General features: G+C 53.9%; 25 protein-coding genes and 3 tRNA genes. 15 read left to right on the forward strand and 13 right to left on the reverse strand.

Annotated elements, in window-relative coordinates:
• Positions 1–12 precede the first annotated feature (12 nt).
• Positions 13–990, reverse strand: a complete 978-nt coding sequence (gene serB / locus LBW88_RS10505; RefSeq protein WP_224932403.1) for a phosphoserine phosphatase — start codon at positions 988–990, stop codon at positions 13–15.
• 107 nt (positions 991–1,097) lie between these two features.
• Here serB and LBW88_RS10510 point away from each other — a divergent pair, with 107 nt between their 5' ends.
• A complete protein-coding gene (locus LBW88_RS10510; protein WP_224932402.1) occupies positions 1,098–1,775 on the forward strand; it encodes a YtjB family periplasmic protein in 678 nt (225 codons plus the stop codon).
• Here the strand turns inward: LBW88_RS10510 and yjjJ are convergent.
• The 4 genes from yjjJ to LBW88_RS10530 all read right to left on the reverse strand — a co-directional run bounded on the left by yjjJ (position 1,772) and on the right by LBW88_RS10530 (position 4,740).
• Positions 1,772–3,094: a type II toxin-antitoxin system HipA family toxin YjjJ gene (yjjJ, locus tag LBW88_RS10515; RefSeq protein ID WP_224932401.1), complete on the reverse strand. Its 1,323-nt coding sequence runs from the start codon at positions 3,092–3,094 to the stop codon at positions 1,772–1,774. The genes LBW88_RS10510 and yjjJ overlap by 4 nt on opposite strands.
• A gap of 128 nt (positions 3,095–3,222) precedes the next feature.
• Positions 3,223–3,906, reverse strand: a complete 684-nt coding sequence (gene yjjG, locus LBW88_RS10520; RefSeq protein WP_224932400.1) for a pyrimidine 5'-nucleotidase — start codon at positions 3,904–3,906, stop codon at positions 3,223–3,225.
• Between the two features lie 11 nt (positions 3,907–3,917).
• Positions 3,918–4,358, reverse strand: a complete 441-nt coding sequence (gene rimI, locus LBW88_RS10525) for a ribosomal protein S18-alanine N-acetyltransferase (protein WP_224932399.1) — start codon at positions 4,356–4,358, stop codon at positions 3,918–3,920.
• A complete protein-coding gene (locus LBW88_RS10530) occupies positions 4,330–4,740 on the reverse strand; it encodes a DNA polymerase III subunit psi (RefSeq protein WP_224932398.1) in 411 nt (136 codons plus the stop codon). The genes rimI and LBW88_RS10530 overlap by 29 nt, the downstream gene beginning before the upstream one ends.
• A gap of 106 nt (positions 4,741–4,846) precedes the next feature.
• Here LBW88_RS10530 and rsmC point away from each other — a divergent pair, with 106 nt between their 5' ends.
• The 4 genes from rsmC to LBW88_RS10550 all read left to right on the forward strand — a co-directional run bounded on the left by rsmC (position 4,847) and on the right by LBW88_RS10550 (position 6,352).
• Complete coding sequence (rsmC, locus tag LBW88_RS10535) at positions 4,847–5,881, forward strand: 16S rRNA (guanine(1207)-N(2))-methyltransferase RsmC (RefSeq protein ID WP_224932397.1); 1,035 nt, start codon at positions 4,847–4,849, stop codon at positions 5,879–5,881.
• A gap of 141 nt (positions 5,882–6,022) precedes the next feature.
• Positions 6,023–6,109: transfer RNA gene (locus LBW88_RS10540), tRNA-Leu, on the forward strand.
• Between the two features lie 30 nt (positions 6,110–6,139).
• Positions 6,140–6,226, forward strand: a tRNA-Leu gene (locus LBW88_RS10545).
• Positions 6,227–6,265: 39 nt separating this feature from the next.
• Positions 6,266–6,352, forward strand: a tRNA-Leu gene (locus LBW88_RS10550).
• A gap of 109 nt (positions 6,353–6,461) precedes the next feature.
• Here the strand turns inward: LBW88_RS10550 and LBW88_RS10555 are convergent.
• On the reverse strand, positions 6,462–6,746 hold the full coding sequence (locus tag LBW88_RS10555; RefSeq protein WP_224932396.1) for a DUF1435 domain-containing protein: 285 nt from the start codon (positions 6,744–6,746) through the stop codon (positions 6,462–6,464).
• Between the two features lie 229 nt (positions 6,747–6,975).
• On the opposite strand from LBW88_RS10555, the gene LBW88_RS10560 reads away from it, so the two are divergent.
• The 3 genes from LBW88_RS10560 (at position 6,976) to LBW88_RS10570 (ending at position 9,578) form a co-directional block, all read left to right on the forward strand.
• A complete protein-coding gene (locus LBW88_RS10560) occupies positions 6,976–8,070 on the forward strand; it encodes a GGDEF domain-containing protein (RefSeq protein ID WP_224932395.1) in 1,095 nt (364 codons plus the stop codon).
• Between the two features lie 153 nt (positions 8,071–8,223).
• Positions 8,224–9,018 carry a siderophore-iron reductase FhuF gene (gene fhuF / locus LBW88_RS10565; RefSeq protein ID WP_224932394.1) on the forward strand — a complete coding sequence of 265 codons (795 nt, stop codon included), beginning with the start codon at positions 8,224–8,226 and terminating at the stop codon, positions 9,016–9,018.
• A gap of 95 nt (positions 9,019–9,113) precedes the next feature.
• Positions 9,114–9,578 carry a YbaK/EbsC family protein gene (locus LBW88_RS10570; protein WP_224932393.1) on the forward strand — a complete coding sequence of 155 codons (465 nt, stop codon included), beginning with the start codon at positions 9,114–9,116 and terminating at the stop codon, positions 9,576–9,578.
• Here the strand turns inward: LBW88_RS10570 and LBW88_RS10575 are convergent.
• The 4 genes from LBW88_RS10575 to LBW88_RS10590 all read right to left on the reverse strand — a co-directional run bounded on the left by LBW88_RS10575 (position 9,575) and on the right by LBW88_RS10590 (position 14,572).
• Positions 9,575–10,828: an MFS transporter gene (locus tag LBW88_RS10575; RefSeq protein WP_224932392.1), complete on the reverse strand. Its 1,254-nt coding sequence runs from the start codon at positions 10,826–10,828 to the stop codon at positions 9,575–9,577. The genes LBW88_RS10570 and LBW88_RS10575 overlap by 4 nt on opposite strands.
• Before the next feature lie 253 nt (positions 10,829–11,081).
• Positions 11,082–12,065, reverse strand: a complete 984-nt coding sequence (locus LBW88_RS10580; protein ID WP_224932391.1) for a nucleoside hydrolase — start codon at positions 12,063–12,065, stop codon at positions 11,082–11,084.
• A 12-nt stretch (positions 12,066–12,077) separates the two neighbouring features.
• Complete coding sequence (locus tag LBW88_RS10585; protein ID WP_224932553.1) at positions 12,078–13,100, reverse strand: LacI family DNA-binding transcriptional regulator; 1,023 nt, start codon at positions 13,098–13,100, stop codon at positions 12,078–12,080.
• A gap of 77 nt (positions 13,101–13,177) precedes the next feature.
• Positions 13,178–14,572 (reverse strand): MFS transporter, encoded by a 1,395-nt coding sequence (locus LBW88_RS10590; protein WP_224932390.1) that lies wholly within the window; start codon positions 14,570–14,572, stop codon positions 13,178–13,180.
• 580 nt (positions 14,573–15,152) lie between these two features.
• On the opposite strand from LBW88_RS10590, the gene LBW88_RS10595 reads away from it, so the two are divergent.
• Positions 15,153–15,707 (forward strand): histidine phosphatase family protein, encoded by a 555-nt coding sequence (locus tag LBW88_RS10595; protein ID WP_224932389.1) that lies wholly within the window; start codon positions 15,153–15,155, stop codon positions 15,705–15,707.
• Positions 15,655–15,819, forward strand: coding sequence for a hypothetical protein (locus tag LBW88_RS10600; RefSeq protein ID WP_224932388.1), 165 nt, complete (start codon positions 15,655–15,657; stop codon positions 15,817–15,819). Before LBW88_RS10595 ends, LBW88_RS10600 begins: the two co-directional genes overlap by 53 nt.
• Before the next feature lie 13 nt (positions 15,820–15,832).
• On the opposite strand, the gene LBW88_RS10605 is transcribed toward LBW88_RS10600, so the two are convergent.
• On the reverse strand, positions 15,833–16,783 hold the full coding sequence (locus tag LBW88_RS10605; protein WP_224932387.1) for a YncE family protein: 951 nt from the start codon (positions 16,781–16,783) through the stop codon (positions 15,833–15,835).
• A gap of 416 nt (positions 16,784–17,199) precedes the next feature.
• Here LBW88_RS10605 and LBW88_RS10610 point away from each other — a divergent pair, with 416 nt between their 5' ends.
• Positions 17,200–18,213: a glycosyltransferase family 32 protein gene (locus LBW88_RS10610; protein ID WP_224932386.1), complete on the forward strand. Its 1,014-nt coding sequence runs from the start codon at positions 17,200–17,202 to the stop codon at positions 18,211–18,213.
• On the opposite strand, the gene LBW88_RS10615 is transcribed toward LBW88_RS10610, so the two are convergent.
• A complete protein-coding gene (locus tag LBW88_RS10615; RefSeq protein ID WP_200576601.1) occupies positions 18,187–19,110 on the reverse strand; it encodes a LysR family transcriptional regulator in 924 nt (307 codons plus the stop codon). The two genes, LBW88_RS10610 and LBW88_RS10615, sit on opposite strands and share 27 nt — an antisense overlap.
• 120 nt (positions 19,111–19,230) lie before the next feature.
• On the opposite strand from LBW88_RS10615, the gene LBW88_RS10620 reads away from it, so the two are divergent.
• From LBW88_RS10620 to LBW88_RS10630, 3 genes are all read left to right on the forward strand, one after another.
• Positions 19,231–19,620 carry a tautomerase family protein gene (locus LBW88_RS10620; RefSeq protein WP_224932385.1) on the forward strand — a complete coding sequence of 130 codons (390 nt, stop codon included), beginning with the start codon at positions 19,231–19,233 and terminating at the stop codon, positions 19,618–19,620.
• A 212-nt stretch (positions 19,621–19,832) separates the two neighbouring features.
• Positions 19,833–22,124, forward strand: coding sequence for a phosphatidylglycerol--membrane-oligosaccharide glycerophosphotransferase (opgB, locus tag LBW88_RS10625; RefSeq protein WP_224932384.1), 2,292 nt, complete (start codon positions 19,833–19,835; stop codon positions 22,122–22,124).
• 200 nt (positions 22,125–22,324) lie between these two features.
• Positions 22,325–22,900, forward strand: a complete 576-nt coding sequence (locus tag LBW88_RS10630) for a hypothetical protein (RefSeq protein WP_224932383.1) — start codon at positions 22,325–22,327, stop codon at positions 22,898–22,900.
• Between the two features lie 31 nt (positions 22,901–22,931).
• On the opposite strand, the gene LBW88_RS10635 is transcribed toward LBW88_RS10630, so the two are convergent.
• Positions 22,932–23,636 carry a GNAT family N-acetyltransferase gene (locus tag LBW88_RS10635; RefSeq protein ID WP_224932382.1) on the reverse strand — a complete coding sequence of 235 codons (705 nt, stop codon included), beginning with the start codon at positions 23,634–23,636 and terminating at the stop codon, positions 22,932–22,934.
• 106 nt (positions 23,637–23,742) lie between these two features.
• On the opposite strand from LBW88_RS10635, the gene LBW88_RS10640 reads away from it, so the two are divergent.
• Entirely contained in the window at positions 23,743–25,194 is a 1,452-nt protein-coding gene (locus LBW88_RS10640; RefSeq protein WP_224932381.1) for a PLP-dependent aminotransferase family protein, read from the forward strand.
• The last annotated feature ends 23 nt before the right edge of the window (positions 25,195–25,217 follow it).

Genomic DNA, 25,217 nt, shown 5'->3' on the forward strand with positions numbered 1-25,217 from the left:
TCAAATCCTCTGTTAACGCTCTTCGTGAATCAGGCTACCGGTCAGGATGCAGAACACACCCATCAAATCGGCATGGCGGATAATGATCGACGCCTGCTCATTCACTTTCGGTTTAGCATGGTAAGCGATGCCTAATCCTGCTGCCTTAATCATCGGCAGATCGTTGGCACCATCGCCGATCGCAACCGTTTGTTCTGGCGCGATTTCATGACGTTCAGCGAGATTTTTCAGGGTATCGGCTTTAAATTGCGCATCAACAATCTGCCCTATCACTTCGCCCGTCAGCTTACCATCGCGCATTTCCAGCTCGTTGGCGACGGCCGCGGCCAGATGCAGTGTCTGACGCAGATAATCGGCGTAGTAAGTAAATCCACCGGAGGCAATCGCCACCTGCCAGCCCAGCGCCTGTAATTTATGCACCAGCGTGGTCAGACCCGGCATCAGCGGCAGCGTGTCGCGCACCTGCTTAAGGATGTTAGCGTCGGCACCCGCCAATTTACCTACGCGCTCACGCAGGCTGGCTTTGAAGTCCAGCTCGCCGCGCATGGCGCGTTCGGTCACTTCTGAAACCTGCTCGCCGCAGCCCGCCAGTTTGGCGATCTCATCGATGCATTCGATCTGAATGGCGGTGGAATCCATGTCCATCACCAGCAATCCCGGAGTTTTCAGATGCGGGATCTTGCCGAGCGGCGCCACGTCAAATCCCGCGTCGTGCGCCAGTTTGGTCGCACGCGGCGTCAGTGAACCGGCCAGACGAACCACCTGATACTCATCGACATTCCAGGCACTCACGATCACCATCGCCGCACCCAGCAGATGCTGATAATCGGTCAGTTTTTGTTTATCGAGTCCGCGCCCATACAGCAACCAGCCAGTCCGACCGGCACGGTAATCCAGCGGCATCACTTCATCACCGCTGAGAGAAAGGGGTAGACCCGGCCAGAGTGAAACATCGGCGGGCAGATCGCACCAGGTAAGACGATTTGGCATTACAGCTCCTGTAGGGACAACAAAACCACGCAAGAGGCTACCTTGTCTGCGCGGGTTCTGGCAACATAATTGCCAGCCTTTCTGCTGTTACGTCACACGGGTTTCTGATGGTTAAAACCGCACTGAAATTTCGCCTGCATCGCACGGTGATTGTTCTTATCTCGCTGGCCCTGTTAGTGGTGCTGATGCAAGGGGCATCCTGGTTCAGTCTCGGCCATCAAATGGCCCGTTCTGAACAGGTGGAAGAACTCGCGCATACCTTGACGCGTCAGGTAGCGTTTAGCCTGAAACCGCTGATGGATAACAGCGACGATAACCGCACGCAAATCGCTGCCATCCTCAATCAGATGACGGACAACAGCCGCATCCTCGATGCCTCGGTGTATGCCGACGACGGCAGCCTGGTGGCGCACAGTGGTGAGAGTATCAACGTGCGCGATCGGCTGGCGCTGGATGGCAAACGCGCCGGCAGCTACTTCAACCACCAAATCGTGCAGCCGCTGGAAGGCAAAGAGGGACCGCAAGGTTTCTTGCGCGTGACGCTGGACACCCACGTATTGGTCACCGAATCGCGCCAGGTGGACAACACCACCAACATCTTGCGCTTGATGATGCTGCTGGCGCTGGCGATTGGCATCATCCTGACCCGCACCCTGCTGCGCGACCGCCGCACCCGCTGGCAGCAATCGCCGTTCCTGCTCACCGCCAGTCGCGCGGTGAAAGAGGATAAGGAACGTGAGGAAGAAGAAGCGGCCACCACCTCAGAGAATGAAAAAAGCCGCTAAGCCATTTTGCGGATGGTCTCATCCAGCGTATCCAACTGCTGCAATGATTGCGTGGCGATACGCTGGAAGTTTGCGCTGAACGTTTCGTCATCCGCAATCGCCTGCCAGTATGTTTTCGCCATTCCACAAGCTGTTCGCCACACTTCACCCTGTACTGAGATATCCAGCATTAATGCCAGTTCATCACGCATATGCCCTTGCGAGTTAGGTGCCAGTGCCATCGGCAGCATGTCGTAGGCAGGTGTCAGAATGAATTTTTCCTGGTCGGTGAAGAAAGATAAATTTCCTGCATGCATATCACTGTTACCAATCAGGCGACCAAATGCCCATTGCAAGGTGCCACGCTGTAGCGTGACATCATCAATGCGCTGCTGATGGCGCAGTTCACGCAGCGCAGCAGGCCAGTGTTGTTGATGACCAACAAACTCTGCGCTGACGGCCTCAAGCGAACTCATCTCACGTCGGCCACGCTCACCAATGCGATCAAAACGCTGCACTTCGAGAAATAACTGCTCTGCACCTTCAATCAGTTGGCTTTGTGCCGCAGCCACGCCTGTAGCGTGCAGATGCTTTAATGCCAGATGTTCAGCACGTAGCAAATCGCGCCAGCGCTGCGCATTATCACTGTGGCGCGCCACAGTGAATTTCACCAGACAGTGACGATCGCCATTGGATGTTGTGGCATAGCAGAGGAATTTAGGTTGCTCGCCACCCGCTGATGACCCGGGCTCATCGCCACTTAGCGCATGCTGTGCTCGCTGCGGATAGGTTAACGCTTTCTCTTCTTCGCCGATGGCGCGCGGTGCTTCCTGCTGTAACCAGCGCTGATACGTGCGCTCGCCGATAATGAACGCGCCCGGCATGTCGACGCCACCGCTTGCCAGCGCCATTAAGCACTGATCGTCACTCCACAGGCGAATGTCATCATGCAAACCCAATGGGTGGGCATTCTCTCTGCCCCATTGGCGGCCAATAAAGCCTTGCGGGCGCATATCCTGTAAAAACCACGGCAACCCTTCGTAAAAGAGCCCTCGCCCTTGCTCATCCTGATGCAGGCAACTGCCCTGCGGCCAGGTGGGTAACAGCGTGCCAGCGGGCTGTGCCTGCCCTTGTGCTGAAATGCGATACAGTGGAAAGCGGTCTTCGCCGCGAATCGGACGGAGTAAGGCATAACGCGTTGCGCGTGCTCTGCCCCATTTCTCGATTTGAGGCTGCTGCCGTAATTGCCGCGACAACGTCGCCTGACTGATGCCAGAGCGTTGCAGTAAATCGGCTGCACTGAGCGGTCCCGCCAGCAGCAAACTTTGCAGATCGACCATTGTCGTTCACCCTATCAGCGCCTGATGAATAGATTCGTGAATAGATTTATGCATAGATTTTATCATAAAAAAAGCCCGCGCAGCGGGCTTCTTCATATCATTACAACGGCAACGGTGAATAGATACTTTTAGCGTTCAGTCAGCAATGCTTGCAGCTCTGCCAGCGTCTTCACCTGCCAGGTTGGCGTAATGTGTTCCGGCAACGGGCGTGTACCGTGATCAATCCAGCAGGTTTTCACTCCCGCGTTCATTCCGCCAAGAATGTCAGATTCAGGCGTATCGCCGACCATTAACACGCGGCTGCGATCCGGATTGCCGAGCAACGCCAGCGTGTGGTCGAAAATCGCCACGTCCGGCTTCGGTACGCCGACCTGCTCAGAGATCACCAGCTCATCAAAAAACTCGCGGAAACCGGTACGTTCCAGACGCGCCTGCTGCAAGGCGGTAAAACCGTTGGTGATGATGGCGATCTTCACTTTGCCTTTTAGCGTATTCAGCAGCTCAGCAGCGCCCTCCAGCGGCAGGCAGATCTCCGCCATCGCGCTGAGGAAATCGCTGTTCAGCACTTCAGGCGCTACGCTGAGTTTCTCACCCCACAAGGTGAAACGACGCGTCTGCAGCTGTAATGCCGAAATGGTGCCGTTTTGATAATCGACCCACAGCGGTTTGTTGATCGCCTGGTAGTCAGCGTAATCCTGATCGTTAAAGTGCACGTCATAACTGGCAAACATGCGCTGAAGGCCAGCATAGGCATCAAAATGGAAAAGTGTGTCATCTGCATCGAACAGGATGCAGTCCCAGTCGTTTAACATAGTGTCCCTTTTTACAGTGTTAGCGCCATGATAATGGCATCTTCACGGCCGTTGGCGGTGGGATAGTAGTTAGGACGAACGCTGACCTGATGAAAATCGAGCTGTTCGTACAGGGCAATCGCCGGGTGATTCGAGGCACGCACTTCCAGCCACAATGTCATCACATCGCGCTTTTCCAGCTCTGCAATCAAATGTTGCAACAGCTGACGCGCAAATCCGCGGCGCTGGAAATCCGGGTCGACCGCAATGTTGAACAGCGAGGCTTCGTCCAATACCACCTGTGTAATGGCGAATCCCGCCAGTTTACCCTCGGCTTCCAGACGATAATTCACAAAACGTTCGCCCTGATTGCTGGCAAACGTCTGCTCGCTCCACGGAAACGCGTGGCTGCGACGTTCAATGGCCAGCAGCTGCGGCTGGTCTTCAGGGGTGACTAAAGAGATGGCTGTCATGGTTACACATCTGTTGCCACAGGGCGCGTTTTGCGGCGCCGCTGCTGATTAATTCGTTGAAAACGGCGGTGGAAAAGGTAATGCCGTTAAAGGTGTATTCGCTCTCGACGCCCAGTAGCCAGCCCGCACAATCGACCTGTTCGGGCAGCATCGGCAGCTGTTCAGGTGTTAGCGTCATCACCTGCGAAGGCTGAATACTCAGGGCACGCAGCACATCGCGAATCAAAGGTTCCTGCAGCGCGGGGGCATGTTCCGCCACCATCACCAGACGGGTATCCGGTGCCAGCGTAACGGCTATTTCGCCCTGCAGCACGCGCGGGCGCCGCAATTGATACTGCGTAATCCCCATTTGCTGTAGAAGCCAGTCGCGCCTTGTACTCATGCTATTACCCGTTATGCTGCCAGAATGCGACGCTATGCTAGCAAACCCATCGAACATGCGCCAACAAAGCACTATAATCCCCGCTCTGATTTAACAGGAGCGTTCCATGTCTGCTTTTACCCCGGCCAGCGAAGTCATTCTGCGCCACAGTGATGAATTTACCGCCCGCCATGTTTTGTTTGCTGGCGACCTGCAGGATGACCTGCCCGCCCAGCTGGAAACCGCATCAACGCGCGTGCACACCCAGCAGTACCATCACTGGCAGAACCTGAGCCGTCGCCTCGGTGAACGTGCGGTTTACAGCATGGTGGCCACTGCCGCTGATGTTGAAGGCTGCGATACGCTGGTTTACTTCTGGTCGAAGAACAAGCCGGAAGCGCAGTATCAGCTGCAAAACCTGCTGTCACTGATGCCGGTTGGCTGCGATATCTTCGTGGTCGGTGAAAACCGCAGCGGCGTGCGCAGTGCAGAAGGCATGCTGGAAGAGTGGGCTAAACTGGAAAAAGTCGACAGCGCTCGTCGTTGCGGTCTTTATCATGGTCGTCTGGATACACAGCCAACCTTTGATGCCAGCAGCTACGGCAATACTTACATGATCGAACATCTCACCATCCACACGCTGCCGGGCGTCTTCAGCCGCGATGGACTGGATATCGGTAGCGATCTGCTGCTCTCCACGCTGGAGCCGCACTTCCGTGGCAAAGTGCTGGATATCGGCTGTGGCAGCGGCGTGCTCGCCACCGTGATGGCGCAAATTTCCCCACGCATCCGTTTGTGGCTGTGTGATGTGCATGCCGCAGCAATTGAAGCCAGTAAACTGACGCTGGCCGCTAACGAACTGGAAGGTGAAGTGTTTGCCAGTAACGTCTTCTCCGATGTCACCGGCCGCTTCGATATGATCATCTCTAACCCGCCGTTCCATGATGGTCTGCAAACCAGCCTCGATGCAGCCAACACGCTGATCCGTGGCGCGCTGAAGCATCTGAACAGCGGCGGCGAATTGCGTATTGTCGCCAACGCCTTCCTGCCTTATCCGCAGATTCTGGATGAAACCTTCGGTAACCACGAAGTGCTGGCACAGACCGGGCGCTTTAAGGTGTACCGTGCGGTGTACGGTCGCGGTGCTAAAACGCGTAAATAATGCATTTTGATCTTCATGACGGTGAAAATGTTGTTTTTTGCAGCAATCGTTTCATCGTCGTGAAATATGTATTGACGCAAAGAGTAAAATCTCTAGAATGCGCCTCCGTGGTTAGCAATACTTTAGGGTGTTGCATGGTACGCGACGGTGGCGGAATTGGTAGACGCGCTAGCTTCAGGTGTTAGTGTCCTTACGGACGTGAGGGTTCAAGTCCCTCCCCTCGCACCAATAATCACAAAGTTTATATCATAGCACTGAGCGATGGTGGCGGAATTGGTAGACGCGCTAGCTTCAGGTGTTAGTGTTCTTACGGACGTGAGGGTTCAAGTCCCTCCCTTCGCACCAATGCGATGGTATAAACAAGACAAGTAAAGACAACACAATGCGATGGTGGCGGAATTGGTAGACGCGCTAGCTTCAGGTGTTAGTGTTCTTACGGACGTGAGGGTTCAAGTCCCTCCCTTCGCACCACGTTGTCTGAATTGCCTGACCCTTCTGGTTGTAAAATCCCAATTTGAACCAAAAGAAAATATCACGCACTCAGCGTGATGTTGTCGTTTCTGTCATCCTGAAAACAGGATCAGACGATATGGAAATTCACGGTGACCGCCGCCGCCCCACCCGCCAATGCCAGACATGAAGGCAGCAGCAAGTAGTGACGCAGACGATGATGGAACAACATCACCACGGTCATTAACAGCGCAACAATCATCACGACGCGCCACTGGCTGAAACTCGGTTCCCACAGCGCAAATATCGGTAAGGCGGCACAGGGCAGCAATACCCCCCAGCCACTGTCCAGACGTTTACCCATCATCCAGCTCACACCCCACAAGCCGCAGGCAGCCAACATCGCCATGATCATCGCGCAACCCTCAAATGATAAATATTCGTATTATCATATGACAATATTTCTCATCTTGCAGCGAATTTTTTATTGCGGGACGCGTTGGATGACAGATTTACTGGAAAATGCTAAATTGCCGCCGATAACTATTTCGATAACACGTCAATAACGTGCTCACTATCCGATTTGCGGGAGTATTTCCCACGGGTAGCGCTTTGATATTTCAGGGCTGTGAAGAGTAATAATAATGAAATTACAATCTTATGATGAGTTGAAACACAGCAAATATCGGCTTTCGCTGATGCTCTTTTTGTTTTTAAATGTCGCCGTTTCGCTTTTTTGCCTGTTACCTTTTTTAGGCACAGATAGCCCGGTAAGCTCGCTGCCAGTGGGGATTGTCGCGGCTTTCAGCCTGACTTTGCTGACTGTTTGCCTGATGATGCCAAAACGGAAATTACCGCTATTAAATCCTGTCGCCATGATATTAGGCGCACTGTGGGCATGGCACATTAACCACAGATACCATCAGGTTTTTTATTTTGATGGCAGTTTTTTAATAATCAGTCTGTTAAGCGTATTCTTTGTGAGTGCTATTGCACTGAGTGATTATTTGATCGCATTTTGTTTACACATCACGCCGCCAGTATTAACCGTACTGTTATTAGATGATGGTCAGCATTTAATGATGATCATTTTTACGATTACTTTGCCGTTGATTGGTTTCTCGCTGCATCATTTAATGCGGCGCCGTTTTGATACCTTTACCCGGCGGCTGGTGAGCCAGCTGTATGAGGAAAAGGAGAGTTTTAGCGATTTGAGTATGCTGGATCCGCTTACCGGTTTGTATAACCGCCGCGGCCTGAAAAATCGCCTCGACACTATTCTGGAAAACCATGCAGGCAGTCATTACGTGCTGCTGCTGGATATCGACCATTTCAAAGCCTATAACGACAACTACGGTCACGCGATGGGCGATCAGGCACTGGCGCGGGTATCGGTCGCGATTCGTGATGCGGTGCGTTCGCGCGATGTGGTCACGCGTTATGGTGGTGAAGAGTTTCTGGTGCTGATGACCAACGTTAACGCGTCGATTGCTATGAAACTGGCGGAGCGCATCCGTCAGTACGTGGTGGATCTTGAAATTCCGCATCGCTTTAATGAAAAGGTCTCCACCCACGTCACCATCAGTGCCGGTATCGCCCCCATTTTTGGCGATGACTTTGACCAGGCGGTGGCCAATGCAGACCGCGCGCTATACGTCGCGAAGAATCAGGGGCGTAACACCATCCTCGCCTGGGAAGATTTGCCGAAGCTGACGCAAGTCACCAATGACTTGATCTAGCGGATGTCGTCGCGACGCGATTTTCACGCTTTCCAATGGCGGTGCAGGGCCGAAAAATGCCGCCGCCCCCTTCTCAACTTGATGACATCTTGTTCACACTGACGGTAACGATTATCATTTGCTTCACGATTCCCGTTATCACTCAGGATTGGCATGCCCATCATCACGCGTCAGGATCATCGCTTTAGCGACCATCCTCTGATCTTTATGCAGAGCGACCGCAGCTTAGCGAACGCACTGGAAGATCTGATGCGTGAGCAACGCAGCTACATGCTGGATAACGTCAAGCTTGGCCAGGCCGCACCAGCAGGGACGTTAACGCTGGCAGATTGGTCCACACCGCTGCACTATCGTCGCCTGACGCAGCGCTACAGCGATTACCTTTATCGCAATCACCCTGATATGCAGCAAGAAGCCAAACCGCTGCAGTCACTGTGGGCGCAATGGTATTTTGGTTTGCTGTTAGCCCCGCTGATGTTGATGTTGCTGCAGGAACCGCGGGCGCTGAAATGTGTGCCACATCTAATCCATGTAGAATTTCATGAGAACGGCCATCCCTGTGCTTTCTGGATTGATGTGCAGGAAGATGAAGAGGCGCGCCATCTCAGCGCACAGCAGCGTATTGACCGCCTGGTTCAGCAATGCCTGATCCCTGCCGTCAACGGCATGACGCAACATGGTGATATCAACGCCAAACTCATCTGGAACAACATGGGGTATTCGTTTTACTGGTTCCTCGGTGAACTGAAAAGCCAGTTGCCCGCACCCGTCATCTCTCAGCTGGAACAGGCGCTGTTCTTCACCCAGACACTGCTGGATGGCAGCGACAACCCGCTTTATCGCACCATGATCCCGCGAAATGGCGAGATGGAACGCCGCAGCTGCTGCCAGCGCTATCGCATTCCGGACGTCGAGCGCTGCGGTAACTGCACGTTAAAAGTGGTTTAACCTGCGCGCATTCTGTTACAGATTCTCTTTTTATCCCGTTTACACTTTCCCCCCCTTGTGGCAGCTTTTAGGCTCTGTTTTTACCGGAGAAAAAAATGAGCCTGGAGTCGGTACGGCACTTCTTTGCCGAACATGCACCGGATATCGACATCATCGAGATGCCGGAGAGCACCGCCACGGTAGAACTGGCCGCACGCGTACATGGCGTGACGCCGGGACAAATCGCCAAAACCCTGTCGCTGAAAGTGAAAGATGCCATTGTGCTGATCGTCACACGTGGTGATGCCCGCCTCGACAACCGCAAGCTGAAAGCCGCGCTCGGCGCCAAGGCACGCATGTTAAGTGTCGATGAGGTAGTGAACTGGACCGGACATCCGGTGGGCGGCGTCTGCCCCTTTGGACTGGAAAATCCGCTGACTGTTTATTGTGATGTCACCCTGCGCGGCTTTGAAGAAGTGCTGCCCGCGGCAGGTTCGATTCACAGCGCAGTGCGCATTTCGCCGCAGCGCATGGCTGAACTGACTGCGGCGAAATGGGTCGACGTCTGCGAGGCGCTTTAACGCTGTTCGCGCGCCACGGCACCGGATATTTCAATACCCCGCGTCTCTCGCCCAAAGGCGACAAACACGCAAATCAGCACCGCCACCGTACCGGCAACAATCGCCATCCCCAGGCCGTAGTTGCCGCCGTGCGCCTCGGCAATGCGTGACTGCAACGTCGCATTGACCGAGGCAATCAGATTACCCAACTGATAAACAAAGCCTGGCAACACTGCGCGCGCATTCGAAGGCACCAGTTCGGTGAGATAGGTCGGCACCACGCCCCACGCGCCCTGCACCATAAACTGCATCAGGAACGCGCCAATCCCAATCATCCAGGATCCGCTGGAGAATGCCCACAGCGGCAAGATCGGCAGCGCAAGGAACGAAGCGAGGATGATCGCTTTCTTACGGCCAATCCGTTCTGACAGCGCACCAAAGGTAATCCCGCCCAGCATTGCCGCAATGTTATAGCTAATCGCGATAATGCTGACGGTGCGCGGATCGAACTGATGCTGCACTTTCAGGAAGGTGGGATAGAGATCCTGGGTGCCATGGCTGAAGAAGTTAAAGCACGCCATCAGCAGCACCATATAGATACAGATTTTCCAGTGCTGACGAATAATCGGCAGCAGCGCCGTACTCTCTTTGCGCTCACGCGCGGCCAGCCAGACCGGGGATTCCGGCACTTTAAAATAGATAAATGGCAGCAGCAGAATCGGCAATGCCCCAATCAGGAACATGCCGCGCCAGCCCACCGTCTCGAAAAACAGCCCGAAAATGATCGATGCCAGCAGGTAGCCGCAAGGGTAGCCCGCCTGGAAGATGCCGGACATTAGCCCGCGCGAACGATCCGGGATGGTTTCCATCGCCAGCGACGAGGCCACGCCCCAGATACCGCCCATCGCCACGCCGTAAATCACGCGGAAAGCGAGGAACGCGGTGAAGTTCGGTGACCAGGCTGAGAGCAGCTCAAACAGCGAGAACATCACGATATTGAGCATCAGAATCGGGCGGCGGCCATACTTCTCAGCCAGACGACCAAATATCAGTGCGCCAATCGGTCGAACCGCCAGGGTGAGCATGATGGCAACAGAAACATCGGAGACGCTGGTGTTGAAATACTGGGCAAGATCGCTGAGTACAAACACCAGGATAAAGAAGTCGAACGCATCCAGCGTCCAGCTGGCGAAACTGGCAAACGCCACGTTTCGCTGGGTCGCAGTCCAGTTGAACATAGGGGTATCCTGTCTGATTAACTTCCGGTTCATTGACCAGAATTTATTGGAACGTTATCCAGCGAATGATTTCGCTGGTTATTATTGTGTTAACTATTTGTATATAGCATGTCAGAAAGGCGGGCTGCGGCGGGGAATTGTCAGGGAGTGATTCGCGGTGTAAGGAAGCGTGTCGTGAAGTGAAACATTGCACCGCTGAGCAGCAGTGCAATGTCATGCGGCGTGATGAATGTGCCATTGAAGGACGGCCGGTGTGACAATCTGGGCCGCACTCCGTGATAAGCAATCAGCGCTGCAACTGATTAAACGCCTTCTCCATCATCTCCAGCAGCAATGGATTGTTGACGTTCTGCATCACATGCACCAGCGCCCCGGTATGCTCCGGCACGCCAATATCCAGACGCAGTGGCGAACGATAACGCCAGCTCTTGCCGCGTGTCGCGCCCGCACGTAACTCAATATCGACAAAGTAATCCACCCCATCCGCCACGCGCTGATTCAATAACCAGGCAACCACCAGCGCATCATGGATCCAGCAGCCAGGCAGATGACGGGTGCGGATCGAGTAATCAATCCAGGGCCGCAGCGTTTCGCGGACAAATTGAGGCAGTGGATGGTCGTTGGTTGTCAAACGATTGAGATCCTGATGGGTCATCAATGTTTGTGTGGTGGCGTCCATCGGCACCAGCGTGATGGCCGCTCCGCTGTGCAGCACCTGATGCGCGGCTTCGGGATCCAGACCAAAGTTGGTGTCTTTAATGTAATCATCCAAAGCGAATACCCCGCCCATGATCACAATCTCCGCCACGGACTCGGCCATTTGCGGATAACGCTGCAGCGCCTGCGCCACATTGGTCAGGGGGCCGATCGCCACCAGGGTAAACTCGCCGGGATTATCGCAAATCAATTGGCCCATCACGCCAGCGGCATCGTTACCATCTGCAGCCAGCAGTTGCGGTTTCCGCACGCCCCGCCACAGCTCACCGAGGGTTGCGTCCTTCACACCATCAAGGCGCGCGCGCCAGGGGGCAGGATCTTCGCGGAGCGCCTGCAACGCGCCCTGTACCACGGGAATATTGAGGCCTAATCGCTGGAGTAAATCTTTGGCAACCTGCGCCCCTACCGCACTCGGCGTGTTGCCGGTGACGGTGGTAATCAGTTCAACCGACAGCGAAGGTGATGCCAACGCCAGTGCCAGCGCCAGGCCGTCATCGGTGTTCGCCCCTGCAATTCCATTTCCCGGATCACAATCAATAATCAGTCTTTTCATAATGTTATAGGTTTATTTTTGTTGAGTAAGCGGGCAGCCACAGGACTCACCGATTTCAAGATGGTGAGGAAACTCCGCCAGTTGGGCTTCGCCATCCCAATTTTTCAGCATGGCGATAGCGCTATGTGCCATTTCACGCAGCGGTTGACGTACCGTGGTTAATGTCGGCACATGGAATGCGGATTGATCGGTGCCGTTAAAACACACCAGTGCGACATCCTGCGGCACACGTAAGCCGTGCTCAGAGAACGCACGGATACAGCCAATTGCCTGGCCTTCATTGCTGGTAAACAGCGCGCGAGGCACCTTTCCGCTGACAAGCATACGTTTTGCGGCGTCATAACCGCCTTGTCGCGAGTAGCTGGCAGGGAAAATCAGAGCTTCATCTACCGGTAAACCTTTCTCTGCCATGGCATCGCGCCAGCCCTGAATACGATCCTGCGCATTCAGCATCTCCAGCGGACCGCTAATCATGCCAACCTGCTGATAACCGTGGCTGAGCAGATGTTCGGTAACCTGACGCGACGCCTCGCGCTCATTCACCCGCAACATGCTCACGCCAGGACGCGGTTCAACGCGATCCAGCATCACCAGCGGCGTGCCGCTGGCCTGAATCACATCTATGTAAGGATGGCGGTCAACGCTGGTATAAAACAGGCCATCTACCTGGCGATTCAGCAAACCCTGAATCAGTTCCAGCTCACGCTTACGATCGTCTCCGGCATCACCCAACAGCATGACGTGGCCGTGATCCAGCGACTCCTGCAGCAGCATGTGCGCCATCGAGGCCACGAAGGGGTTGCTGATATTCGGCACTACCAGCCCAAACGTTTTGGTGCTGCCAGAAGCCAATGCACGCGCCACCGCATTCGGTCGGTAGCCCGTCTGCTTAATCGCTTCCAGCACGCGCAGCCGCGTGGCTTCCGCCACCGGGCGCGGCCCGTTGTTCATCACATAGCTCACCACCGCCACTGACGTGCCGGCGGCTTTCGCCACATCACTGCGCGTTACATTTCCGCCTGGAGATTTTGCCAATGCTCTTGCCTCTGCATGAATGCCATTGGCCGGATTATCCGGCCAATGGCATCGTGTCATTTACAGCTTGTTGCGCGTCAGATCGCATCTTCCGGCAGATTCAAATCGCGCCCACGCGTTTCCGGTGCCACAAAAGTGGTCAGAAAACCGATGGTCGCCATCGCCGAGAAGTACACCGCAATCGCCCACCAGTGTCCGGTGTACGATAACAGCGCCGCAGCCACTAAAGGTGCCGTCCCTCCAGAAAGGATAGACCCCAGCTCTTTCGCCACCGCCATCTTGGTGTAACGGTGTTTAACGCCAAACATTTCCACACCCCACGCGGCCTGCACACCAAAAATGCCGAGTGAGGCCAGCGCCATGCCCACGACCATCACCGGGATCACAATCGCCGGGTCGCGGCTGTCCATCAGACTGAATGCCGGCCAGGCATAAATCATCAGCAGCAGGCAGAAACCACGATAGGTAATGCGGCGGCCGAAGCGGTCGGACATCCAACCGGCAAACGGGATTATCAGGAAACCCAGCAGCGAGGCGATAAACACCGCCGTGGTTGGCACTGACTTATCGAGCATTAGCACTTTGGCGACATAACCGACGATAAAGCCCTGCGCCAGGTAGGAGGGGCCGTTTTCGCCGATGCGTAAGCCGACCATGGTCCAGAACGCACGGCTGCGCTGCCAGAAACCGCGGGTATCAACGTCGGCGGCTGCATGCTGCAATGTGTTGCTGCGTTCCGCCTGCAAAAGCGCCTGCTGACGCTCAAACACCGGGGTTTCACGCAGATGGCGACGCAGCCACAACGCGACCACGGCAATCAACACACTGCTGAGGAACGGAATACGCCAGCCCCAATCCAGCAGGGTTTGTTTATCCATCTGAATCACCGCCAGCCACACCAGCGAGGCGATCAGCGTGCCGCTATTCGAGCCAAGCGCAATCACTGAAGAGACCAAACCACGACGTTCAACCGGAGCATACTCGCCCAGCATCACGGTGCCACCGGAGAGTTCAGCACCTGCGCCCAGCCCTTGAGTAAAGCGCAGCAGCACCAGACAGGCCGGTGCCCAGACGCCGATGGTGGCGTAAGAAGGAATGAGACCGATTAAGGTTGTCGATGCGCCCATCAGAATGATGGTGGCGATCATCACGGTTTTACGGCCTTTACGGTCGCCGATCCAGCCAAACAGCAGCGCACCAATTGGACGCGCGATAAAACCGACCGACCAGGTAGCAAAGCTGGAGAGCAGCGCCATGGTGGGTGTGGCATTAGGGAAGAACACATCGCCAAAAATGATGCCTGCTGCCAGGCCATAGAGCGCGAAATCCGCGTACTCCATAGCCGTGCCGAGCCAACAAGAGAAGGTGGCGCGCCAGAAATCTTTGCGGCCAGAGGAGGTTTCCAGCCGCATGTCAGCAGCTGAAGAGGTGCTCAGTGAAGTTTGTTGCGAAACGGACTGATGTACCGTCATGACCTTTTCCCTGAAATAGGTGAAAACAGCAAACGCCCTTCCGTGGGACGGTTCCCTTGCAACAAGCGGAACTCCCCGGTGACGACGTTCAGTAGGCAAACCTGGATGAAAGTCAAAGAATTCCCTGGTGTTGGAATTCACTCATCCGCCTGTTCTCGCCGATGTTTATTTCATCGATCGCATTAGTAAGGCAAATGTAACTACGTCATCTCAAGGCCAACTTTGTCTCTGGCACCGTGAGTTATCACTGTGGATACAGTCTATCTACGCGCGTAGATAAATCAAGTGATAAAAGTGAAAATTATTAATTTATCTTCACTATAACTCGGGATAAAAAGGCAAAAATGGCGTCAATTCATGACATTACATCTAATGCATGCAAGTAAAAGCGCGTTAACCCAAATGTAATTAACGAGCATTGCTTATCATTAGCTGAGTGGCGGCTGATCCTTCATCGCGCTTTTTTTCGCACAAATCAGTTAAGCTTTGATGACAATTGCGAATTAATCTTAAAAGCCCTTCGCAAGTGCGGTTCAGCCATCAGCTGCATTACACTGGATAAAAATCAGACAGGACACTTATGACCATCATCCTTATGCGACATGGCAAACCTGACCATCCAGGAAGCGGACGCTTTACCGCACGGGCGCTGGCGGACTGGTGTGAAGGTTATGACCTCGCCGATATCTGCGACTCGCCGCCGCCGCGCAGCATGGCCATCGCACAGATGGCCCGCGTGATCGCCTCTAGCCCGTTACCACGTGCACGCTCCTCGCTCACGCGTCTCGGCCTGCAACCGCATGAGGTGGATGATGTCTTCAGTGAAGTGGCCATGCCGCTGCTGCCGTTTGAACGCCTGCACTTGCCGCTGACCGTTTGGCTCGCCCTGTTGCGCCTGTTGTGGTTATGCGGTTACGCCGGGCATGTAGAATCATTAACCCATGCCCGAGCGCGCGCACGCCAGGCGGCAGATAAGCTGGTGGCGTTGTCGAAACAAGGAACGGTCCTGCTGGTGGGCCACGGCATCATGAACAAAATGATCGCCCGGGAATTGCGCAAACGCGGCTGGCAGGCGGAAAAACATGCCAGTAGCCGCCACTGGAGCAGCGCGATTTACCATCGCCCGTTTATTTAAAGGGCACCCCGCGACGCCCGACATCGACATCGACATCGACATCGACATCGACATCGACATCGACATCGACATCGACATCATAAATGCGCTATCAAGCGCCGCCCCACGCTGAATGTGTCATTCCGTCAGTTTAACTGGAAATAACTCAGCACCTCACAACCGGTTCCCGCGGTTGGTGTCGCAATCACTTTCATTTGCAGCAAATCAATGACGCTCAATGAGCCATCGCCTTCATTGGCAATCAGCAGCGTACGATTATCGGCACTAAAACAGCCATCCATCGGCTTATTGCCCACCTGAATATCCCCCAATGGATTGAGCAAATCGTCAAACAGGGTGATCAGCGGTTCCTGATCGCCAATCGCGACCAAACGCTCACCGTTGGCACTGAAGCGCACCACCTGGCAGGGCTGCTGATGAGCCATAAGTTTAATGCGCTGGCGAATACGGTGGCTTTGCCGATCGACCACATACAACAACGGTGCGTCGGCCGCACTGGCCACCAGATAAGGGTGCTTAGGCGAGGCTGCAATGCCGGAAATCGGCCCCGGCAGCAGAATATTGTCGATGATGCGCCCTTCCGCCTCACAGAGATCCACCACCGTAATGCTGGCGTCCTCTTCATTCTCGGTGAACAATTTACGCCCGCTGGGCGAGAGCGTCAGACGATGCGCATTGTGCGACGGCAGTTTAATGATTTTCTCTACCTTGTCGGTGAAGGGATCAATCACCGCAACGGCCGCACTGTTTTCACAACACAGATAAACTTTGCCGTCGCGTCCCAACTGACCGCTGTGCGGAGACTGTAAGGGGGATAAATCGATAAAACCGTTAATCTGGCGTTTGCGCAGATCGATCACCGCCACTTTGTGACCGGGATGGGGGTTATCGCCATGAATGCCGTCACCATAGATCGGCACATATGCTTTCTCTTGCTCGGGCAACATCAGCAGTTCATGCGGACGCGGCGGAAATGCATTCAGCTCCTGCTGCACGGCAAAGGTGTCGGGATCGAGAAACAATACCCGATTCCCCTGTTTATCGACCGCCAGTAATCCACGGTTGTGTGGCTGCATAGTGCCTCCTTTGGGTTAACCACCTCGTTTAAGCGTAGTTAACCTGCATCAACAGGGGGCAAATCCCTGCCAGGCCAGTGAAAAATGTAGCCACTTTAAACCATCTCAATATAGGAATTTTTTATCTAAGCCACAGCCTGCGCGATGCAGAGGTTATTTTATTAGGAATAGTCCTAAAGGATATAAATTATAAAATCAGTTGGCCATTCAATTATTTTCGTAAAATTTTATGCATAACGGATCCTTCATTTTCCGGTTTATCTGAAAGCAAAAAAAAGTAATAGCCTCTAAGAGCAGAATGATTTATTAAGCTGAGGTGAGTACTTTTTACACACAGCCGTGAGGAAACATAAGAGCGCTCAAGCTGCCAGCATCAGGGAATCCTTGCCACCATAATCACAATAATCAGGTGCACTATGAATAAGAAACGTCTCCAGCCAGCGCTCGCGCTCTGGCAGAACTGGAAAAGAATCGCTTTTACCAGCCAGACATTATTGCAGAAAAAACAGCATACTGCGCTCTGCGCGCCGGAGTACGATCCCAGCGAAGAGGACAATATCGTGTTGTTTTCTGGCGAGAAATCGCTGCCAGAAATACCGAAAAAAGTCTGGATGTATTGGGATAATGAATATTTACCGAAATCAATGATGTTAAATATTCAAAAGTTGCGCAAAGATAATTCTGATCATGATATTCATTTACTCAACCGATTAACGGTAAAAGAAGTTTTACCGGACTTTATTTTTACGTCTACACAATTAAGCGAGCAGCAAAAAAGCGAAGTCATTCGTCTGGAGCTGTTATTACGTTACGGCGGTATTGCCATTGATTGCAGCACGCTGTTATTTGAAGATCTTTCCTGGGTGCATCGTGCCCATCAAGAACGCTGCATGGATGTGATTGGTTACTATCGTGAAATTTCTACCGTCAATTATCTGGCACCGGTGATTGAAAACTGGTTCCTGGCAGCAGCACCCAATAACCCGTTTATTCGCGAATGGCAAAAACAGTACGCGCCGATCAAACACCTGGGGGAGTTGAATTATTTCAACGAACTCTCTAAGCGTGATGATTATGCGCTGCTGACCCAGAAAATTGATCAACCGCAGCAGCAGTTGGGCTCACTGGCGCAACAGGCAGCCATGCGGGAATATCGTCGGGTGAATCTCTACCTGCGCAAGTGCGAAGCAAATGCCTACTATTATCAGCGTTTGAGCGGCTGGAAAAGCGAGGCATTTGCGCATGCTATTCTGTTCAATCAACGTCCGTTAACGCCGCCACCGGTCATTAAGCTCAGCGGCAACGAACAGATGCATCTCGACTTCAACCTGCGTTTAGGCAATTACAATCGCAGCAGTCTGCTGGGTGAGATGATGCAGCCGCCTGCCGCGATGACATTGGCTTCACCCATCAACAAAGCGCGCGCGTAGCCAGTGGATAAAGGTGGTTACCGCCCGTGGCACCTGTGCTGCATACGGGCGCACCACCCACAGCCGATCGGCGAAAGCATCCACGGTTTGCCACTGCGGCAGAACCTGTTGCAACGTGCCTGCGGCCAGTGCCGCTGTGGCACTGAAATCCGGTAACATCGCAATGCCTAATCCCTGCAATGCAGCGTCACGAATGGATTCGCTGTTATTGGTGGCAAAGTTACCCTGAATCTTCACCTGGACCGTTTCGCTCCCGCCGCTCACCGGGCGAAAGCGCCACTGGGGTGATTCCAGCCCGCGCGGGTAGTACAAACAGTTATGTTGCTGCAACGCTTCGGGCGTTTGCGGTACGCCGTTCTGTGCCAGATAAGCCGGCGAGGCCACCAACAGCGCACGCGTCTCACACAGCGGCAGCGCCACATGGGTTTCCGGCAGCGTCTGGCTGTGGCGGATGGCGAGATCAAATCCTTCACTGCCCAACGACACTAACCGATCGGTGACATCCAGTTGCAGCCGCACCTGCGGATACTCTCGCAAAAAATCACCGATGATCGGCACCAGCTGCTGACGTGCAAACGCCACCGGCGCGCTGACCCGCACTAAGCCGCGTACCGGCCCGGCTTCATCGCGTACGCTGAAAAAGCTCTGGGCGATGCGCGCGAAAGGATCGCGCAACTCATCCACCAGTTTTTCACCCGCCGAGGTCAGACGCACGCTGCGTGTGGTGCGCTGCACCAGTGACACGCCCGCCATCTCTTCCAGCTCTTTTATCTTTTGGCTCATGGCCGCTTTGCTGACATCTAATCGTTCAGCTGCACGGGTAAAACTCCCCAGTTCAGCCAGTACGGTTAGCCAGTGCAAATGCACCCAGAGCGCATCAGTTTTGATTTCTTTCATATGGATTGTTCAAAATAATAAATAATCATTTCAACCAGCGCGCTTTTTCTTTCCTGCAGCAAGCGGCAGCATAGAGCCACATCCTACTCTTATCTTGTGAGCAAAAACGAGGGTTTATTTATGCCGTTACTGACTTTTGACGTGATTCAGGGCCGTTCTGAATCAGAGATTCGTACCTTACTGGATGCGGCGCACCGTGCAGTGTTAACCGCGTTCAAAGTACCCGCGCGCGATCGCTATCAGATTGTTCATGAAAATAAACGCTATCAGATGGTGTTCCAGGATACCGGGCTGGGTTTCGAGCGGACCGATAACCTGGTGATGGTGCGTGTTTACACCAGCCCAAGAAGTGAAGAACAGAAAACGCTGTTCATGACAGAGTTAGCTCGCGAGTTGCAGGAAAATTGTGGCGTGCAGGGCAACGATCTGATGATCAGTTTTATCACCAACAGCAAAGGTGACTGGAGCTTTGCCGACGGTGAAGCGCAGTATCTCACTGGCAAGCTCTGATCCTCCCTCCCCCCTCGCTGGCAGCGGCGCGTGCGTTGCTGCCAGGTCAAACCATAGTCAATCTAAACCTGCCTTAAACGAATCGTAACCCGCCGCACAATTCTGTATGGTTATGTTGCAGCACTGTGACAGCCCATATAAATTGGCGCATAACCCCCAAAGAGGGCCGAGGGCGCAAGGATGGCGTCACTATTTTATGTGAGGATAAAACCTTGTCCGAGTTGGTTTCGGTTGTACTCTTTTTGGCGGCAATCGCCGTTTACTCCTACAAGGCCGGGCGAAATAAATTCTGGTTTATCCTGATTTTAGTGTTGCTCGCGCTGTTTATCGTGCTCAATGCCACACTCATTGCCAGCAACTATTTTACCGGCGATGGCATCACCGATGCGGTGTTGTATACCCTGACCAACAGCCTGACGGGCGCGGGCGTCAGTAAATATGTGGTGCCCGCCATTGGATTAATCATTGGTCTGTTTTTGCTGTTTTGCCTGCTGTCCTGGCTACTTCGCCGTCGCAAACGGCCGCATCATTTAGGCTGGAGTTTACTGGCTATCGCCTGCGCCGCTGGCTCGGTGCAAACCACACCTGCATTTCGTCAGGTGAAGGATCTTATTGCCTCGCACTCTCGCCTGGCCGACTCTGATTTCGACGACTACTACCATACGCCCAGTAAGACGATTCCCGAGCCCAAACTCAACGTGGTGTACATCTATGGTGAAAGCCTTGAGCGCACTTATTTTGATCAGCATGCCTTTCCTGGACTCGCGCCGGAACTGAGCCGAGAGAAAGACCAGAGCCTTGATTTCAGTGAAACTGAGCAGTTACCGGGCACCGATTACACTATTGCTGGTATGGTCGCTTCCCAATGCGGTATTCCCCTGTTTGCGCCTTTTGATGGCAACGCCTCGGCCTCGCTCTCCAGCTTCTACCCACAAAATATTTGCCTCGGCGATATTCTGAAGAACTCCGGTTATGAAAACTGGTTTATTCAGGGCGCGGATTTACGTTTTGCCGGTAAGGACACCTTCCTGTTGTCGCACGGCTTCTCGCCCGCACACATGTACGGCTCGCAGGAGCTCATCAGCCGCGTCGCCGATCCCAGCTATCGCAACAACTGGGGTTTTTACGATGACACGGTGATGGACGAAGTGTTTGAGAAATACGAAGAACTTTCACGTCAGCAAAAGCGGTTTGCCTTATTTACCCTGACGGTGGACACCCATCATCCTGACGGCTTTATCTCGCGCACCTGTCAGCGCAAAAGTTACAGCTACGACGGCAAACCGAACCAATCCTTCAGCGCAGTGACCTGCTCGCAAGAACATGTCGCGCGTTTGATTGCGCGCATCAAAGCGTCGCCGTGGTTTAAAAACACCATCATCGTGGTCAGTTCGGATCATCTGGCCATGAATAACACCGCGCATCAGTATCTGATTAAGCAGCCGCGCCGCGATCTGTTTATGGTGATTCGTGGTGACGAGCCACAGGCGCAAGTGCTGGATGGCAAACGCAGCACCCTGGATAACGGCGCGACGGTACTGGATATTCTGGGCGGTGATAAGGCGATTGGCCTCGGCCGCAGCGGCCTCTCTTCGACGTCCTTATCGGCACAGTTTGATGATATGGCGCAGAAGGTAACGGCATGGAAAGCCGATATCATTCAGCTGTGGAATTTCCCCAGTAAGATGGATACGTTTACCGTCGACCAGCAGAAAAACACCTTCAGCTTCTCCGGATCGACCTTCAAATTGCCGATTCTGTTCCGCGTCGGGCAGGATCGCGTCGAGCCGCTGCCAGAAGGCGAATACTCTGCCCCGCTGCGCTACCAGCTCGCCGACTTTACCTCCTCGGATAAATTCGTCTGGGTCGATCGCTGCTTCAAGATGGGCCGCTTATGGCAGCCTGATTTGGCACTCTCTACCGATCTCTGTGTCGCCATGGGCCAGATGGGCGCAAAACCGACGGTGATGCGCATTGATAAACCGCAGTGGAAGGGTAAAGCTCAATTCCCGAAAGCCGAAGTGAGTGCCGCCACTTATCAACTTAACGAGCAGCAGATTCGCGTGGAGGATAATGCGATTCGCTATAACGCCGACAGCTTCCTGCTGACCGTGCCAGGCGCACCCACTGGCGTGAAAGGTTTCACCGGAATCTCACGGCCCGAGAATTGGGGCAGGTGGTCGAATGCCAATCTGGCACCGGAAGTGAACATCGAATATGTCGATCCGTTGCCCGCCCGTTTTGATCTGGTGATCACCGCACGCGCCTATGGCCCTAATGCACATAGGCCCATCCCGGTGCGCGTCGGTGATGAGGAGCAGAGACTGAATCTCGGAGATGAATTCTCTACCACCACGCTGCACTTCAGTAATCCTAACGGCAGCCACAATCTGATTATCTCGCCGCCGGAGCCCCAGCTCTCCAACGATGGCAACATTACGGGCCAGGATCCGCGTAAATTGGGTATCGGTATGGTAGAGATAAAAATAATTCCACAGCCGTAACGTTAACGATTTCCTTCACAAATCAAGGCCTGCCTGCGTGCAGGCCTTTTTTATTAGCCCTTCACGTTACTCATTGTAAGCATTGATTTTTTTCGAGGCGGCGCGCAAAATCCATATCGTCACATTGAGAAACTATCACCCTCTGGATACGCTTACCTCTTCATGGAGCGACACCAGAGGAAATAAGGATGATATTGACAATGCTCAACACTCATAAAGCCTATAAAGCGTTGCAGGATGCGGGCGTTGCGGACAAGCAGGCCGAAGTCATGGTAGATATTTTTGCTGACATGCAGCAAGAAAATGCCTTAACCAAATTCGACTTGTCGCAAGCAACGGAAATCCTGGTACGGGAACAAAGAGCGACCCACCATCGCATTGATTCTCTTGAAGGGCGTTTCGACAAATTCGAAACGGAGGTCAATCAGCGATTTGACCAAATCGATGAAAGATTCGACAAAATCGATGTGAAATTTGAAAATATCGATGCGAAATTTGGAAAGATAGATGCAAAATTTGAAAAAATAGATGAAAAGTTTGAAAAGATCGATCAGCGGTTTGAAAAAATTGATGAAAAATTTGAAAAGATCGACCAGCGGTTTGAGAAAATTGATGCAAAACTCATCCAGCACGATGCTAAATTTAACGAATTAGATCAACGCATGCAGATTGGTTTCACGGAGCTAAAACAAGACAATGTGTGGATGAGGCGCATCATGTTTACTATCGCCACCACAATGATCGCGTTTACCACCAAATATCTGTTAAGCAACTGAGCCGGGCACCTCGCCCGGCTGTCACATGCCCTTAGCGCAGCGCCTGCAACTTTGCGCGCTGCGTTCCATCCTCATTGAAATTGTCTGCTGCCAGCCAGCGCTCAAAGGCCTGTTTCAACTGCGGCCACTCCCCATCAATAATGGAGAACCAGCAAGTGTCGCGGCTGCGGCCTTTATAGACGATTGCCTGACGAAAAATGCCTTCAAACTGGAAACCCAACCGTAATGCTGCCTGGCGAGAGGGCTGATTACAGCTGTCGCATTTCCATTCGTAGCGACGATAGCCCAATTGTTCAATGGCATAACGCATCAGTAAATAGTGCGCTTCCGTCGCCATGCGGGTTTGTTTAAGCAGCGGCGAAAACGCCACATGCCCCACTTCCACCACACCGTGCGTGGTATCGATACGCATCAGCGCCAACGTCCCGACGGCACGCTGGCTGTGCAAGTCAATCACCGCGAAGTGCATGGGATCGTGTCCCTGCTCAATCTTTCTGGCATAGGCAAGATAAGCCTCCTCACTGGTGAAAGGCTCAGCAAACATATAGGTCCAGTCGCGCCCGTCGCTGGCCTGCGCATAAGCCACATAGAGTTCGCGGCCATGGCGCTCAGCACTGAGTGGTTCCAGTCGGCAGTAGTGGTCGGTAAAGGTCTCATAAGCGGGCCAACTGCGCGATTGCCACTCTGGCAGAGGCGCACCTACCGGTTGTCCGTACTGGTTCGTGTATTGCGTCATCGCTCTATTCCCTTGTCAGTGAATGCCAGTTGCACAGCGTGCCAGTTTGCTGGCATGTTAAAAAGCACCACATTCAATGAAATTTATGGATCCACGAACAATCACAATGAATGAGAGTGAATTGCACAGCCTGTTACTGACACCGTTACTTCCCGACGGCACGCTTACGCTGCAGCAGCAGCTATTACAGCGCATTAAACAGGCCATTCTGACAGGCGCGATCTCCGCAGGAACGCCTTTGCCCTCAACACGTCAATTGGCTGCCGACCTTAAGGTGTCTCGCAATACGGTAACAGGCGTTTGGGCACAGCTACAGGCTGAAGGCTTTCTGGTTAGTGATTGTCAGGGCAGCCGCATCAGTCCTTTCGCGCAGCAGCCCCCCACCTCCCATCACGACGTCAGCGCCAGTGACCTTCTGTTACCACCAAGAGTGGCGCAGATTCGTTCCCACCACCGGCCCTTAAGCCAGGAGATGGCGCTGCGGCCCGGCGTTCCCGCGCTGGCACACTTCCCGCTGGCCCAGTGGCGACGCACGCTCAATCGCGTGATGCAGCATCAGCCACAACAACTCCTCGGCTACGGTGATCCGCTCGGCGAGCCTACTCTGCGTGCCGCACTGGCCCAACATCTGGCACTGGCGCGCGGCGTCCGCTGTTCACCGGAGCAAATCGTCATTACCGAAGGCGCACAGCAGGCGCTGACGCTGTGCGTGTCTCTACTGAGCCAGCGCGGCGAAATCGGTTGGGTGGAAGAGCCGGGCTATCGCGGAGCAAAAGCCGCCATGCGCCTTGGGGATATGCGCGTTGAGCCTCTTCAGGTGGATGCACAAGGCCTGGCGCCGCAACCCAGTGACTGGCAACAGCGCCCGCCGCGACTGATCTACACCACCCCAACTCATCAATATCCCACAGGCGTGGTGATGAGCGCACCTCGTCGTCTGGCACTTCTCGCCACAGCGCGCCAGCATCAGTCGTGGATTATCGAAGACGACTACGACAGTGATTTCCGCTACAGCGGCGAACCGATCGCTGCGATGCAAGGCATGATGCAGCCATCACCGGTGATTTACGTGGGATCGTTCAGTAAAACGCTGTTTCCGGCACTTCGCATTGGATTTATGGTGCTACCGCCCCAGCTGTTGGCGTTGTTACGTCCGGCCTTGCATGAATTACTGCGCGGGGGAAATCGCCCCGAACAGCAAGCGCTGGCCCAGTTTATTAACAGCGGGGATTACAGCCGCCATCTGAGCAAAATGCGCCGTCTCTATCGCCAGCGTCAAACCAGCTTGCGCGAAGCGCTGTTGATAACCCTGGGAGCGCAGACGTCGTTGCTGGGCGGCGAGTGCGGCATGCATCTGGTATTGCGACTTGCGCATGAACAACAAGATACAGAAGTGGTGGAGCGTCTGATGACCAGCGGCTATGCGCCCGGTGCGCTGTCGGGGTTTTATCTGGGAGAGGAGAAACAGCAAGGGTTGGTGCTCGGATACGGCAACAGCAGTACCAGCCAAATCATTGCTGGCGTCGCGCGCATCGCGCAGTGCCTGGACGTGAAGTAGCGGCGGCCTGATAGCCACCGCGA

Source organism: Pantoea sp. alder81, from assembly GCF_020179835.1.
Classification (GTDB): domain Bacteria; phylum Pseudomonadota; class Gammaproteobacteria; order Enterobacterales; family Enterobacteriaceae; genus Pantoea.

Coding starts and splice junctions, on each gene's coding strand:
- LBW88_RS10640 (WP_224932381.1), top strand. CDS start 23,743: ATGAATGAGAGTGAATTGCACAGCCTGTTACTGACACCGTTACTTCCC.
- LBW88_RS10560 (WP_224932395.1), top strand. CDS start 6,976: ATGAAATTACAATCTTATGATGAGTTGAAACACAGCAAATATCGGCTT.
- LBW88_RS10615 (WP_200576601.1), bottom strand. CDS start 19,110: ATGAAAGAAATCAAAACTGATGCGCTCTGGGTGCATTTGCACTGGCTA.
- fhuF (WP_224932394.1), top strand. CDS start 8,224: ATGCCCATCATCACGCGTCAGGATCATCGCTTTAGCGACCATCCTCTG.
- rsmC (WP_224932397.1), top strand. CDS start 4,847: ATGTCTGCTTTTACCCCGGCCAGCGAAGTCATTCTGCGCCACAGTGAT.
- LBW88_RS10555 (WP_224932396.1), bottom strand. CDS start 6,746: ATGATCATGGCGATGTTGGCTGCCTGCGGCTTGTGGGGTGTGAGCTGG.
- LBW88_RS10590 (WP_224932390.1), bottom strand. CDS start 14,572: ATGACGGTACATCAGTCCGTTTCGCAACAAACTTCACTGAGCACCTCT.
- LBW88_RS10605 (WP_224932387.1), bottom strand. CDS start 16,783: ATGCAGCCACACAACCGTGGATTACTGGCGGTCGATAAACAGGGGAAT.
- LBW88_RS10635 (WP_224932382.1), bottom strand. CDS start 23,636: ATGACGCAATACACGAACCAGTACGGACAACCGGTAGGTGCGCCTCTG.
- LBW88_RS10580 (WP_224932391.1), bottom strand. CDS start 12,065: ATGAAAAGACTGATTATTGATTGTGATCCGGGAAATGGAATTGCAGGG.
- LBW88_RS10630 (WP_224932383.1), top strand. CDS start 22,325: ATGCTCAACACTCATAAAGCCTATAAAGCGTTGCAGGATGCGGGCGTT.
- LBW88_RS10610 (WP_224932386.1), top strand. CDS start 17,200: ATGAATAAGAAACGTCTCCAGCCAGCGCTCGCGCTCTGGCAGAACTGG.
- LBW88_RS10600 (WP_224932388.1), top strand. CDS start 15,655: ATGCCAGTAGCCGCCACTGGAGCAGCGCGATTTACCATCGCCCGTTTA.
- yjjJ (WP_224932401.1), bottom strand. CDS start 3,094: ATGGTCGATCTGCAAAGTTTGCTGCTGGCGGGACCGCTCAGTGCAGCC.
- LBW88_RS10570 (WP_224932393.1), top strand. CDS start 9,114: ATGAGCCTGGAGTCGGTACGGCACTTCTTTGCCGAACATGCACCGGAT.
- serB (WP_224932403.1), bottom strand. CDS start 990: ATGCCAAATCGTCTTACCTGGTGCGATCTGCCCGCCGATGTTTCACTC.
- yjjG (WP_224932400.1), bottom strand. CDS start 3,906: ATGTTAAACGACTGGGACTGCATCCTGTTCGATGCAGATGACACACTT.
- LBW88_RS10510 (WP_224932402.1), top strand. CDS start 1,098: ATGGTTAAAACCGCACTGAAATTTCGCCTGCATCGCACGGTGATTGTT.
- rimI (WP_224932399.1), bottom strand. CDS start 4,358: ATGACAGCCATCTCTTTAGTCACCCCTGAAGACCAGCCGCAGCTGCTG.
- LBW88_RS10595 (WP_224932389.1), top strand. CDS start 15,153: ATGACCATCATCCTTATGCGACATGGCAAACCTGACCATCCAGGAAGC.
- LBW88_RS10530 (WP_224932398.1), bottom strand. CDS start 4,740: ATGAGTACAAGGCGCGACTGGCTTCTACAGCAAATGGGGATTACGCAG.
- LBW88_RS10620 (WP_224932385.1), top strand. CDS start 19,231: ATGCCGTTACTGACTTTTGACGTGATTCAGGGCCGTTCTGAATCAGAG.
- LBW88_RS10575 (WP_224932392.1), bottom strand. CDS start 10,828: ATGAACCGGAAGTTAATCAGACAGGATACCCCTATGTTCAACTGGACT.